The organism is Geodermatophilus sp. CPCC 205761 (genome assembly GCF_051383655.1).
Classification (GTDB): Bacteria; Actinomycetota; Actinomycetes; order Mycobacteriales; family Geodermatophilaceae; genus Geodermatophilus.
Map to the genome: position 1 here is coordinate 41026 of NZ_JALPKQ010000021.1, position 12498 is coordinate 53523.

At 75.4% G+C, this 12498-nt stretch carries 15 protein-coding genes and 1 pseudogene; 10 read left to right on the forward strand and 6 right to left on the reverse strand.

Annotation, left to right across the window (positions count from 1 at the left end):
- Positions 1–104 precede the first annotated feature (104 nt).
- Positions 105–824 (forward strand): response regulator transcription factor, encoded by a 720-nt coding sequence (locus MY526_RS14395; protein WP_436691318.1) that lies wholly within the window; start codon positions 105–107, stop codon positions 822–824.
- On the opposite strand, the gene MY526_RS14400 is transcribed toward MY526_RS14395, so the two are convergent.
- Positions 760–1215, reverse strand: a complete 456-nt coding sequence (locus MY526_RS14400) for a hypothetical protein (protein ID WP_436691319.1) — start codon at positions 1213–1215, stop codon at positions 760–762. The two genes, MY526_RS14395 and MY526_RS14400, sit on opposite strands and share 65 nt — an antisense overlap.
- A 108-nt stretch (positions 1216–1323) precedes the next feature.
- Positions 1324–1485: a hypothetical protein gene (locus MY526_RS14405; RefSeq protein ID WP_436691320.1), complete on the reverse strand. Its 162-nt coding sequence runs from the start codon at positions 1483–1485 to the stop codon at positions 1324–1326.
- A gap of 50 nt (positions 1486–1535) precedes the next feature.
- On the opposite strand from MY526_RS14405, the gene MY526_RS14410 reads away from it, so the two are divergent.
- Positions 1536–1907, forward strand: a complete 372-nt coding sequence (locus MY526_RS14410; protein WP_436691321.1) for a hypothetical protein — start codon at positions 1536–1538, stop codon at positions 1905–1907.
- Between the two features lie 4 nt (positions 1908–1911).
- Here MY526_RS14410 and MY526_RS14415 read toward each other — a convergent pair whose 3' ends face one another.
- Together MY526_RS14415 and MY526_RS14420 are read right to left on the reverse strand one after the other, a co-directional pair.
- Entirely contained in the window at positions 1912–2730 is an 819-nt protein-coding gene (locus tag MY526_RS14415; RefSeq protein ID WP_436704193.1) for an SRPBCC family protein, read from the reverse strand.
- Between the two features lie 32 nt (positions 2731–2762).
- Positions 2763–3254 carry an SRPBCC family protein gene (locus tag MY526_RS14420; RefSeq protein WP_436691323.1) on the reverse strand — a complete coding sequence of 164 codons (492 nt, stop codon included), beginning with the start codon at positions 3252–3254 and terminating at the stop codon, positions 2763–2765.
- A 92-nt stretch (positions 3255–3346) separates the two neighbouring features.
- Here MY526_RS14420 and MY526_RS14425 point away from each other — a divergent pair, with 92 nt between their 5' ends.
- Together MY526_RS14425 and MY526_RS14430 are read left to right on the forward strand one after the other, a co-directional pair.
- Positions 3347–4306: a hypothetical protein gene (locus MY526_RS14425; protein ID WP_436691324.1), complete on the forward strand. Its 960-nt coding sequence runs from the start codon at positions 3347–3349 to the stop codon at positions 4304–4306.
- 74 nt (positions 4307–4380) lie between these two features.
- On the forward strand, positions 4381–4713 hold the full coding sequence (locus MY526_RS14430) for a hypothetical protein (protein ID WP_436691325.1): 333 nt from the start codon (positions 4381–4383) through the stop codon (positions 4711–4713).
- Positions 4714–4749: 36 nt separating this feature from the next.
- Here MY526_RS14430 and MY526_RS14435 read toward each other — a convergent pair.
- Positions 4750–4920: pseudogene (locus tag MY526_RS14435) on the reverse strand (LysR family transcriptional regulator); the annotation flags it as partial.
- A 117-nt stretch (positions 4921–5037) separates the two neighbouring features.
- Here MY526_RS14435 and MY526_RS14440 point away from each other — a divergent pair.
- The 6 genes from MY526_RS14440 (at position 5038) to MY526_RS14465 (ending at position 11913) form a co-directional block, all read left to right on the forward strand.
- On the forward strand, positions 5038–5931 hold the full coding sequence (locus tag MY526_RS14440) for an FAD binding domain-containing protein (RefSeq protein ID WP_436691326.1): 894 nt from the start codon (positions 5038–5040) through the stop codon (positions 5929–5931).
- Between the two features lie 3 nt (positions 5932–5934).
- On the forward strand, positions 5935–6435 hold the full coding sequence (locus MY526_RS14445) for a (2Fe-2S)-binding protein (protein ID WP_436704195.1): 501 nt from the start codon (positions 5935–5937) through the stop codon (positions 6433–6435).
- Positions 6432–8834, forward strand: a complete 2403-nt coding sequence (locus MY526_RS14450; protein WP_436704197.1) for an aerobic carbon-monoxide dehydrogenase large subunit — start codon at positions 6432–6434, stop codon at positions 8832–8834. Before MY526_RS14445 ends, MY526_RS14450 begins: the two co-directional genes overlap by 4 nt.
- Before the next feature lie 77 nt (positions 8835–8911).
- Positions 8912–9805 carry an XdhC family protein gene (locus MY526_RS14455; protein ID WP_436704199.1) on the forward strand — a complete coding sequence of 298 codons (894 nt, stop codon included), beginning with the start codon at positions 8912–8914 and terminating at the stop codon, positions 9803–9805.
- 70 nt (positions 9806–9875) lie between these two features.
- Positions 9876–10742, forward strand: coding sequence for an AAA family ATPase (locus MY526_RS14460; RefSeq protein ID WP_436704201.1), 867 nt, complete (start codon positions 9876–9878; stop codon positions 10740–10742).
- Complete coding sequence (locus MY526_RS14465; protein ID WP_436704203.1) at positions 10735–11913, forward strand: vWA domain-containing protein; 1179 nt, start codon at positions 10735–10737, stop codon at positions 11911–11913. The genes MY526_RS14460 and MY526_RS14465 overlap by 8 nt, the downstream gene beginning before the upstream one ends.
- A gap of 56 nt (positions 11914–11969) precedes the next feature.
- Here MY526_RS14465 and MY526_RS14470 read toward each other — a convergent pair whose 3' ends face one another.
- A complete protein-coding gene (locus tag MY526_RS14470; protein WP_436691332.1) occupies positions 11970–12494 on the reverse strand; it encodes a DinB family protein in 525 nt (174 codons plus the stop codon).
- Between the last annotated feature and the right edge of the window lie 4 nt (positions 12495–12498).

Genomic DNA, 12498 nt, shown 5'->3' on the forward strand with positions numbered 1-12498 from the left:
TCAGGGTCGCGCGCCGGCGCGGCGCTGTCACCGCGTTCGGGTGCCGTGCGAGTCCGCGGCGCGACGCGGCACACCGGCGCGGCCGGGGCTGCCACCATGGCGCCATGGCCGGCCGGATCCTCCTCGTCGAGGACGACCCGACGATCGGTGAGGTCCTCACGGCCAGCCTGCGCAGCCACGCGTACGAGGTCGCCTGGGCGCGAACCGGCACCGAGGGGCTGGCCCGCGCGGGCACGGGCGACGTCGACCTCGTGCTCCTCGACCTGGGACTGCCCGACCTCGACGGCGTGGAGGTGTGCCGGCAGCTCAGGCGGATCCAGCCCGGGTGCGTGCTGGTCATGCTGACCGCGCGCTCGGCGGAGATGGACGTCGTCGTCGGGCTGGAGGCCGGTGCCGACGACTACCTGGTCAAGCCGGTCCGTCTCGCCGAGTTCCTCGCCCGGGTCCGTGCGCACCTGCGCCGCGGGGGAGCGATCCCGGCCGCACCGGCCGTCCGCACCCTGGGGGACCTCGTCGTCGACGTGCCCCGCCACCGGGTCATGGTCGGACGCCGGGAGCTCCCGCTGCGGCCGAAGGAGTTCGACCTCCTCGCCCGCCTGGCCGCGCAACCCGACGTGGCGCACAGCCGGGAGCAGCTGATGTCCGACGTGTGGGACGAGCACTGGTTCGGCTCGACCAAGACCCTCGACGTCCACGTCGCCGCGCTGCGCCGCAAGATCCAGGAGTGCGCTGTCTCCGGCGACCGCGTCCCGCGGATCGTCACCGTGCGCGGGCACGGCTTCCGGCTCGAGCTGCCGGCGCCAGAGAGTGGCTTCGCGCCGTAGCGGACGACGCGGGAGCGATCTCCCAGGTGCCTACCCGGACGACGGTGTCACGGTCGCCGGGGACGAGGTCGTCCGACGTGCCGAGGAGCCGAGCCGTGATCGAGGCGACGGCCTCGTCCCCGGTGAGGACCTCCTGCAGCAGCCAGAGGACGGCGTCGAGGTTCTCGCGACGCCGGGGATCGGTGCGGCACGTGTGCGCCTCGACCGTGAGCAGCTGGCACCCGGGGCGCGCGCACTGGTCGGCGCTCCAGCTCGGCACGATGAAGCAGGGGGCGGACGCCGCGCCGGGACCGGGGGACGCCTGGACGATGCGGTCGGCGTAGTTCAGCAGCAGCGTGCTGAGCACGGCGTTGCGGGTCAGCAGGCCGCCAACCGCCAGGCGAAGGTCCATCGTCGTCCTCGTTCCCGAGCTCACCACCAGCCGGGGTCGACGCTAGGCCGCCCGCCGCCAACGGTGGCCCAGGGAAGGGCAAGAAATCGGCAAACGTGCCGATCCCGCTCAGACCCGCGTGCCGCGCTTCCCCCAGCCGAGCACCACGGTGACGAGGAAGAACAGGCCGCCGACGACGGCGAGCCAGAACAGCCCCTCCACCACGGCGCCGATGATGGTGACGACCAACCAGATGACCAACAGCAGTCCCAGCAGGCGGAGCACGGTCATCTCCCAACCGCGAGTGGACACCGACGTCCCGACCCTAGGGGGTACCTCCCGTGCCGGACGATCTCGACGACCTCGTCGCCGCCGTTCCCGCGTCGGTGGCCGAGCTGGTCCGCGCCGCCGACGCGCTGGTCCGCCGCACCGACCCGGACGTCGTCCGCGTCGTCTGGCCGCACCAGAAGACGGTCGGGTACGGCGTGGGACCCAGGAAGACGACCGAGCACTACGCCTACCTGGCGGTCTACGGGCAGGTCCTCAACCTGGGCTTCAACCACGGCGCCGCCCTCGACCACGGCGGCCTGCTCGACGGCACCGGACGGTCCTTCCGCAAGCTGCGGGTCCACGGCGTCGAGACGCTCGAGGACCCGCGCCTCGCCGACCTGCTGCGCGCCGCGCGGGCCGAGCGGCTGCGCGCGCTCGGGTGACCGGTCAGCGCGCGGTGCTCTCCTCGTCGCGGCCGACCGTGGGGTCGAGGGTCCGCTGTGCCACCGGCTCCGGGCCGTCGTCCAGCACCTCGGAGGGCACACCCGCCCCCGCCGTCGACTCCGGGGACGGGACCGGGGCCGGCTCCGGCGCCCTGGCCTCCGCCCGCTCCGAGGCCGGAACGGCGACCGGCCCGGGCTTGTCCTCGTCCTGGCCGGTGCGCCCGGCGGCCACCGCGGCACCCACGGCCGCGGCCCCGGCGACTACCGCCGCCGCTCCCGCCGCCACCGCCGTGCCCGACACGCCCGCCTTGCCGCTGTCCCCGCGCGTGGCCCGGGCGTCCTCGACGCCGGGGGTGCCGACGCCGGCGCCCGCGTTGATCGAGCCCCGCCAGACGCCGGTGGGGTAGCCCTCGTCCTCGACCAGTGCCTTGAACCGTTCGAGGTCGGAGCGGACCTGCCGCTCGACGATGCCCAGGGCGTCCCCGACCCGCTCGACGACGCCCTCGGGCTCGTACTCCAGCGTGAGGTGGACGACCGTCGAGTTCGGCCCGGCCGCCTCGAACCGCACGGCGCCGGCGTTGGTCGCCCCGCTCGTGGCCGCCCACGCGATCCGCGTGTCGGGCACCTGCTCGAGGATGGCGGCCTCCCACTCCCGGCGGACGCCGGCGATCTCCGCCACCCAGTGCAGCCGTCGGTCGTCGAGCTGCCGCACCTCGCGCACCCCGCCCATGAAGTGCGGGAAGTCCTCGAACTGCGTCCACTGGCCGTACGCCGTGCGGAGTGGGACGTCGACCTGGATGGCGCGCTCGACCTTCGTCGTCATGGGGACCTCCTCGTCTCGGGACCAGGCGGCCACTACCCCGTCCGCGACGGCTGACGCCCCTGGCTCGGACCGGTCTCCACCAGGGCGGCCAGCCGGGCCAGCGACTGCCGCCAGCCGGTCTCGTTGTCCGCGGGCGGGACGACGTCGGGCACCCCCTCGTGGACGGCCGTCAGGTCGGTGCCGCCGTCGGCGTCGGCCAGGGTGATGGTGATCGTCATCGGGCCGCCGAGGGCGGGGTCGTCGGCCTCGAACCGGTCGACCTCGACCACCCGCTCGTCGGCCACCAGGCTGACGAACCGGCCGCGGTAGGTGTCGGTGTGCGCGGTGGTCTTGCCGGCCCGGTCGGGCGCGTCGTACGTGAGGGAGACGCGGAGGGTGCCGCCCTCCTCGGCGTTCCACTCGTGGACCCGGGAGGTCATCCCCTCGGGCACCCGCCACCGGGCGACCGCCTCCGGGTCGAGGAGCGCGGCGTAGACGCTCGCGCGCGGAGCACGCAGGTGGCGGGTGATCCGGGTCGTGGCCACGGCGTCATCCTGCCCCCGAGTGCTACGAACTCGGGGTGATCGGGAGCCGATCACCCCGGGTTCGCAGGACTCGACGACAGCGAGGGGCGCCGATGGATCTCGACGAGGTCGCCGACGAGCTCTACGAGGTGCCGCCCGACGAGTTCACCGCGCTGCGCACCCAGCGCCAGGGCGACGCCCGTGCCGCGGGCGACCGCGCCCTGGCCAAGGAGATCGGCACGCTGCCCAAGCCGTCGACCGCGGCCTGGGTGTGCAACCTGCTGGTGCGGGGGCACCGCGCGGAGATCGAGGGCCTGGTCGAGCTGGGGAGCCTGCTCCGCGAGGCGCAGGAGAACCTCGCCGGGGACTCCCTCAAGGCGCTCAACCGGCAGCGCTCCCAGCTGCTGACCGCGCTGAGCCGTCAGGCGGCCGCCCTCGCCCGAGAGCAGGGTCACCGCGTCAGCAGCCCGGTGGAGGCGCAGGTCGAGGACACGCTGCGCGCGGCGATGGCCGACCCGGAGGCGGGCGAGGCGCTGCTGACCGGGCGCCTGGTCTCGTCGATGTCCTACAGCGGACTGGGCACGACCGGCACCCGGCCGGCGTTGCGGCTCGTGGCCCCGCCCCGGGCGGACCGGACGTCCCCGGCCGCGAAGCCGGAGAGAGGGGCCCGCCCGCGCGGCGCGGACGCCGCCGAGCTTCGGCGCCGGCGTGAGGAGGAGGCCCGCCGGCGCGAGGAGGAGGCACGCCGGGCCGAGGAGGAGCGGCGCCGGCGGGAGCTGGAGGAGGCGCGCCGCGCGGCCGAAGAGGCGACGACCGTCGCCGACGAGGCGCGGGCCGCCGCCGAGGAGGAGAGCCGACGGGTCGACGACCTCGACGCCAGGCGGGCGGACCTGCAGGCGCGGGTCGCCGAGCTCGCCGACGAGCTGGGCCGGGCCGAGCGGGAGGCCGCGGAGACCGCCGAGGAGCTCAAGCGCGCCGAGCGGCACCGCCGGACCGCCGAGCGGCAGGCCACCGACGCCGCGGCCGCCCGCGACCGGGCGGTGGCCGCCCTCGCCGCGCTGGAGGAGGCCTGACCTGCGACCTCTTGCCCGGCGCGACCCCCGGCACCACACTCCTCGCACCTGCTCGACGACGTGCGGAGGCCGCCGTGGACATCGAGGGACCCGCGACCGAGGACACCTCGCCCGACGAGTCGCGCAGCGGCGCCGACATCGCCGAGGCGATCGAGGTCGCCGAGCGGGGCAGCTCGGTGCAGGAGGTGCACGACCGCCCCGGGGAGACGCGCTCGGGGGAGGCGCCGGTGGAGCGCAGCGCGGGCGACCCGGAGATGACCGAGGGCCAGGTCGTGCTCGGGGACGGTGCCGCCGGCGGGAGCACCGGCGCCGGCCCGGCGGCCCCGGAGGGCGTCTCGGGCGGCGCCCAGTCGCAGCAGGGCGCCCGTGCGTCGGACCGGGCTGCCGCGCAGCCCTCCGACGGCTGACCGCTCAGCACTCCGCCGGCGCCCGCCCGCGGGGGTGAGCTCGATGCCGGTGCCGGTTCGCCGGAACAGCGGGCCGCCGAGATCGTCGCGCCGGGCCGCGACCGCCGCGGAGACCGCCGGCTCACTCACGCCGAGTGCGGTCGCGTTCGCGCGCAGCGAGCCCGGTTCCGCCGCCAGTGCGAAGGCCCGGAGCTGGGTGAACGTCATGGCCGGGAGCCTCGTGAGGGATCGGTTGTCCCGATCTTGACAGGGCTGTGGCGCAGGTCACAAGCTGCTGCGCCACCAGGGGTCCCGCGTGCAGGCCCCGCAGGGGAAGGAGCCCCCGTGCAGGTACCGGCCCCGTTCGACTACACCCGGGCGACCAGCGTCGCCGAGGCGCTCGAGCTGCTCGAGCGCCACGGCCCCGAGGCCCGCGTCATCGCCGGCGGGCACAGCCTGCTGCCGATGATGAAGCTCCGGCTGGCCCGGCCCGAGTGGCTCATCGACATCAACGACGTCGCCGAGCTCGACCACCTCACCCGCGACGGCGAGTGGCTGCACGTCGGTGCGCTCACCCGGCACGCCACCCTGCTGGCGTCCGAGCTGGTGGGGGAGCTGTTCCCGATCGTGCACGACGCCGAGCGGGTCATCGCCGACCCCGTCGTCCGCAACCGGGGGACCATCGGCGGCTCGCTGGGTCAGGCCGACCCGGCCGAGGACCTCACCACCGTCTGCGACGTGCTCCGCGCCCAGGTGGTCGTCGCCGGCCGGGGCGGGGAGCGGGTCGTCGGCATGGACGAGTTCCACCGCGGCCCCTACGAGACCGCCTGCGAGCAGTCCGAGCTGATCACCGAGATCCGCTTCCCGATCCGGCCGCGCTCGGGCAGCGCCTACGAGAAGGTCGAGCGCCGGGTCGGCGACTGGGCGGTCGCCGCCGCCGGCGCCGCGCTGGTGATGGCCGAGGACGGCACCGTCGCCGACGCCACGATCGGGCTGACCGCGCTGGGGCTGGAGGGCTGCGCGGTCGACGCCGCCGCCGTCCTGCTGGGGACGACGCCGAGCGAGGACGTCGTCGCCGAGGCCGGCCGGCTGGCCGCCGCGGCCAGCGCGCCGGTCGAGGACCAGCGCGGCCCGGTCGACTACAAGCGCCACCTCGCCGAGGAGCTGACCCGCCGGGTCCTCCGCACCGCCGCGTCCCGCGCCGGGGCCGGCGCCACCACCGCCGTCCAGGGAGGCTGACCGATGCAGGTCACGATGACCGTCAACGGGGCCGAGGTGACCCGGGACGTCGAACCGCGGTTGCTGCTGGTGCACTTCCTGCGCGACACCCTCGGCCTCACCGGTACGCACTGGGGCTGCGACACCAGCAACTGCGGCACCTGCGTGGTGCTCGTCGACGGCGTCCCGGTGAAGTCGTGCACCACGCTGGCCGCGATGACCGCCGGGCACGAGGTGCGCACGGTCGAGGGGCTGGCGGACGGGGCCACGCTCGACCCGGTGCAGCAGGGCTTCATGGAGGAGCACGGCCTGCAGTGCGGGTTCTGCACGCCCGGGATGATGCTGACCGCCCGCGCGCTGCTCGACCGCGACCCCGACCCGGACGAGGGCACCATCCGCGAGGCCATCTCCGGGCAGATCTGCCGGTGCACCGGCTACGCGACGATCGTCCGCTCGGTCCGCTGGGCCGCCACGCACCCCGCCGGCGAGGCCGCCCCCGAGACGCCCACGGAGGTGCCGGCATGACCGCCGTCGAGGACCGGCAGGTCCACCCGGCCAACCCGGCCGCGAACGACGCCGACCGGCCGATCGGCTTCGGCCGGATCCAGCGCAAGGAGGACCCGCGCTTCATCCGGGGCCGCGGCCGCTACGTCGACGACATCGTGCTGCCCGGGATGCTGCACGGCGCGATCCTGCGCTCGCCGCTCGCGCACGCCCGGATCGTCTCCATCGACACCACCGAGGCCCTGGCCCACCCGAAGGTGCACGCGGTCGTCACCGGCCGGGACCTCGAGGGGCTCAACCTGGCCTGGGCGCCGACCCTCTCCGCCGACGTCCAGGCCGTGCTCGCCACGGACAAGGTCCGCTTCCAGGGCCAGGAGGTCGCCTTCGTCGTCGCCGAGGACCGGTACACCGCCCGCGACGCCCTCGAGCTGATCGACGTCGAGTACGAGGAGCTGCCACCGGTCGTGGACGCCCGCCGGGCGCTGGACCCGGACGCCGCGGTCATCCGCGACGACAAGGAGGGGCAGACCGACAACCACATCTTCGACTGGGAGGCCGGCGACGAGGCGGAGACCGACGCCGTCTTCGCCGGTGCGGAGGTCGTCGTCAGCCAGGAGGTCGTCTACCCGCGGGTGCACCCGGCGCCGATGGAGACCTGCGGGGCGGTGGCCGACTACGACGCGGTCGACGGCCGGCTCACCCTCTACGAGACCACCCAGGCCCCCCACGCCCACCGGACCCTCTTCGCGATGGTCGCCGGCATCCCGGAGCACAAGATCCGCGTGGTGTCCCCGGACATCGGCGGCGGGTTCGGCAACAAGGTCGGGATCTACCCGGGCTACATCCTGGCCGTCGTCGGCTCGATCGTGACCGGCCGGCCGGTGAAGTGGATGGAGGACCGCTCCGAGAACCTCATGTCCACCTCGTTCGCCCGCGACTACATCATGCGCGGGGAGGTCGCGGCGACGCGGGACGGGAAGATCCTCGCCGTCCGGACGCACGTGCTGGCCGACCACGGCGCGTTCAACGCCACCGCCCAGCCGACCAAGTACCCGGCCGGCTTCTTCTCCATCTTCACCGGCAGCTACGACCTGCGGGCCGCGCACTGCACGGTCACCGGCGTCTACACCAACAAGGCGCCGGGCGGGGTGGCCTACGCCTGCTCCTTCCGGGTCACCGAGGCGGTGTACCTGGTGGAGCGGATGGTCGACGTCCTCGCCGCCGAGCTGGAGATGGACCCGGCCGAGCTGCGGCTGCGCAACTTCATCCGCCCCGAGCAGTTCCCGTACAAGAACAAGACCGGCTGGGAGTACGACTCCGGCGACTACGAGCCGACCATGCGCAAGGCCATGACGATGGCCGGCTACGACGAGCTGCGGCGCGAGCAGGCCGAGAAGCGGGCCCGCGGCGAGCTCATGGGCATCGGCGTCTCCTTCTTCACCGAGACCGTCGGCGCCGGGCCGCGCAAGCACATGGACATCCTCGGCCTGGGCATGGCCGACGGCGCCGAGGTGCGGGTGCACCCGACCGGCAAGGCCGTCGTCCGGCTGTCGGTGCAGAGCCAGGGCCAGGGCCACGAGACGACGTTCGCCCAGATCGTCGCCGAGGAGTTGGGCATCCCGCCCGAGGACATCGACGTCGTCCACGGCGACACCGACCAGACGCCGTTCGGGCTGGGCACCTACGGCAGCCGCTCGACGCCGGTCAGCGGGGGAGCGGTGGCGCTGGCCGCCCGCAAGGTGCGGGACAAGGCGCGGGCGATCGCCGCGGCGATGCTGGAGACCCGGCCCGAGGACCTCGAGTGGGAGAAGGGCCGCTGGTACGTGCGGGGCGACCGCGAGGTCGGCCGGACGATGACCGAGATCGCGCTCGGCGCGCACGGCACCGTCGCGCTGCCCGAGGGGATCGACGGCAACCTCGACGCCGAGGTCACCTACGACCCGCCCAACCTCACCTTCCCGTTCGGCGCCTACATCTGCGTCGTGGACGTCGACCGCGGGACCGGCAAGGTGCACGTGCGCCGGTTCGTCGCCGTGGACGACTGCGGCACCCGCATCAACCCCATGATCATCGAGGGGCAGGTGCACGGCGGGCTGGCCGACGGCGTCGGGATGGCGCTCATGGAGTTCATCGGCTTCGACGAACAGGGCAACTGCCTCGGCGGGTCGTTCATGGACTACCTCATCCCCACCGCCATGGAGGTGCCCGACTGGGAGACCGGGCACACCGTCACCCCCTCGCCGCACCACCCGATCGGCGCCAAGGGGATCGGGGAGTCGGCCACGGTCGGCTCGCCGCCGGCGGTGGTCAACGCCGTCGTCGACGCGCTCGCGCCGTTCGGCGTCCGGCACATGGACATGCCGTGCACCCCGGCCCGCGTGTGGGAGGCGATGCAGGGCCGGCCGACCCCGCCGATCTGATGAGCGGGGACCCGACCGTGTCCGCGGAATCCGACGCCGGGGCCCCCGTCGGTTTCCGCGGAAACCGACGGGGGAGCGTGCCCGAACGGGCCGCCGAGCTGGTCCGCAGCCGGGTGCCGTTCGTGCACGCCACCGTGGTGCGGGCGCAGCGGCCGGCCAGCGCGCACGCCGGCGACACCGCGCTGATCAGCGCCGACGGCGTCATCGACGGCTTCGTGGGCGGCACCTGCGCGGAGTCCTCGGTGCGGGAGTACGGGCTGATGACCCTGTCGACCAACGAGCCGCTGCTGCTGCGGATCGTGCCGGGGCAGCCGCCGGCCGACGCCGAGGACGGCGCGGTCACCGTGGCCAACCCGTGCCTGTCGGGCGGGTCGGTGGAGATCTTCCTCGAGCCGCGGGTGCCGGCGCCGCGGGCGCTCGTCGTCGGCGACAGCCCGGTCGCCGAGGCGCTCGCGGCCCTCGGCGCCCCGCTGGGCTTCGCCGTCGAACGGGTGGCCGGGGAGGACGCCGTCCCGGCGGCGGACGACGCCGCGCTGCTGGTCGCCTCGCACGGCCGCGGCGAGCAGCCGGCGCTGACCGCGGCGCTGCGGCTCGGCGTCCCCTACGTCGGGCTGGTCGCCAGCCGGATCCGCGGCGCGGCGGTGCTGGCCGCGCTCGACGTGACCGACGAGCAGCGCTCCCGGGTGCGCAGTCCGGCGGGGCTGGACATCGGCGGCCGTACCGCCGCGGAGATCGCGCTCTCCATCTGGGCGCAGGTGGTGGCCGAGCGGCGGGCCGCCGAGCGCGCCGCGGTACCGCCCCTGACCCCGGCGGCTCCGTCCCGGGCCGTGGACCCCGTGTGCGGGATGACCGTCGCGGCGGTCGACGCCAGCCCGCACGCGACGGTCGGCGGCGTCCGCACCTGGTTCTGCTGCGAGGGCTGCCGCGCCGCCTTCCTCGCCGACCCGGACCGGTATGCCACCGCCTCCTGAGGGCCGAGACGGCCATCCCGGCTCCTCCACGGCGGCGCGAGTCGGGGCGGACGAGCACGTCCGGGACCGGGTGCCGGACGTCGGCGCGCTGGCCGCCGCGCTCGACGACGTCGACTACCTGGCCGACCCCGGGCTGGCCACCGCGCTGTTCCTGGCCGTCCGGCTGCCCCAGCCGCTGCTGCTGGAGGGCGAGCCGGGCGTCGGCAAGACCGAGGCGGCGAAGGCGCTGGCCCGGGTGCTGGACACCCCGCTGTACCGCCTGCAGTGCTTCGAGGGGATCGACGCCGCCGAGGCGCTCTACGAGTGGAACCACCCGCGCCAGCTGCTGGGCATCCGGCTGGCCGAGGCGGCCGGCGCGCCGCTGGCCGAGGACGACCTCTTCGGTCCGGGGTATCTGCTGCGCCGGCCGCTGCTGCAGGCGATCGAGCACGCCGGGCCGCGGCCGGCGGTGCTGCTGCTCGACGAGATCGACCGGGCCGACGCGGAGTTCGAGGCGTTCACCTTCGAGGTGCTCGCCGAGGCCGCGGTGACCGTGCCGGAGCTGGGCACCATCCGGGCGGCCCACCCGCCGGTCGTCGTCCTCACCTCCAACCGGACGCGCGACCTGCACGACGCGCTCACCCGCCGCTGCCTGTACCACTGGATCGACTTCCCGGCTCCGGAGCGGGTCGCCGAGATCGTCCGCCGCCGGGTTCCCGGCAGCAGCGAGCCGCTGGCGGTCGACGCGGCGGCGGCGGTGGGCCGGCTGCGCTCGCTGGACCTGGTGAAGCCGCCCGGGATCGCCGAGGTCATCGACTGGGTGGCCGCCCTCGCCGTGCTGGGCGTGCCCCGGCTGGAACCGGCGGCGGTCGAGGCGACGTGGGGCTCGGTCCTCAAGAACCGCGACGACCAGGTGCTCGTCCGCGGCCGCGGCGCGGCCTGGCTGGCCGGTGCCTGACCCGCCCGTCGCGCCGGGCCCGCTGGCGGTGGGGCTGACCACCGCGCTGCGGCGGGCCGGGCTGCCCACCACGCCGGAGCGCGCCGCCGGGCTGGCCCGGGCGCTGCAGCTGGTGCCGCCGCGGGACCGCGAGGCCCTCTACTGGGTCTGCCGCGTCACGCTGGTCAGCGACCGTGCGCAGCTGCCGCTGTTCGACGCGGTCTTCTCCGCGGTGTTCGACGGCCGGCTCGACCCGGCCGACAGCCGCGGCGACCCGACGGCGCCCCCGGCGGTGGGCAGCGAGCCCCGCACCCGGCCCGCTCCGCCGGACCGCCGTCCGCAGGGTCCGGGGGCGCCCGAGGGCGGGGTGGGGCACGCCGGTGGCGGGGACGACGACGGCGGGGCGGAGCGGGACGTCGTCCTGGCCGCGGCGTCGGCCGAGGAGCGGCTGCGGCACACCTCGTTCGCCGACCTCACCGCCGACGAGCTGACCGGGGTGCGGGAGCTGGTGCGCCGGCTGGTGCTGGTCACCCCGTCGCGGCGCAGCCGGCGGACCCGGCCCACCCGCCACGGGCGGGACCGGATCGACCTGCGCCGCACGGTGCGCTCCGCGCAGCGGTCCGGTGGGGACCCGGTCCGGCTGGTGCACGCCACCCGGCGGACGCAGCCGCGGCGGCTGGTGCTGCTGTGCGACGTCTCCGGGTCGATGGAGCCCTACACCCGCGTCTACCTCTCCCTGCTGCAGGGTGCGGTGGCCGGGGCGCGGGCCGAGGCGTTCGTCTTCTCCACCCGGCTGACCCGGCTCACCCGCCAGCTCGCCGTCCGGGACCCCGACCAGGCGCTCGCCCGGGCCGGGGCCGCGTCCTCGGACTGGGCCGGCGGCACCCGGCTGGCCGCGGGCATCGGCGGGTTCGTCGCCACGCACGGCCGCCGCGGCCTCGCCCGCGGGGCGGTCGTCGTGGTGCTGTCGGACGGGTGGGCCCAGGACGACCCGGAGGACGTCGCCGAGGCGATGCGGAGGCTGCGCCGGCTGGCCCACCGGATCGTCTGGGTGAACCCGCGCAAGGCCGCGCCGGGCTACGCGCCGCTGGTGGGCGGGATGGCCGCGGCCCTGCCGCTGTGCGACGCCTTCGTCAGCGGGCACAGCCTGGCGGCGCTGGAGCAGGTGGTCGCCGCCGTGCGCGAGGCATAGGAAGCTATTCCCACGTCAGCGGCCCCGGTACGTGGGAATAGCTTCCAATACCGCGGTCAGCCCATGGTCTTCTGGCCGTCGAGGGACTCCCGCAGGATGTCGGCGTGGCCGGCGTGCTGGGCGGTCTCGGCGATGATGTGCAGGAACACCCGGCGGGCCGACCGGACCGCGCCCGGCTGGAACCACGGCGCCGGCGGCAGCGGGTGGGCGGCGTCGAGGTCGGGCAGCGTGCGCACCAGCTCGTCGGTGCGCCGGGCGACCTCCTCGTACCGCGCGAGCACGTCGGCGAGGGTCTCGTCCGGGCCCATCCGGAACTCCTCGGCCCACTTCGCCATCTGCTCGGGGTCGTCCGGGCCGGCCATGACGTCCGGGCCCTCCACGATGAAGTCGGCCCACGACCGCTCGGTGCCGGCGACGTGCTTGACCAGACCGCCGAGGGTCAGCTCGCTGGCCGTCGTCCGCTGCCGGGCCTGCTCGTCGGTGAGCCCCTGGACGGTGTAGCGCAGGAAGGCCCGGTGGGCCGTGAGGGCCTCCAGCAGGTCGGCCCGCTCGCCGGTCAGGGTGGTCGTCGCGCTGGTCATCGTG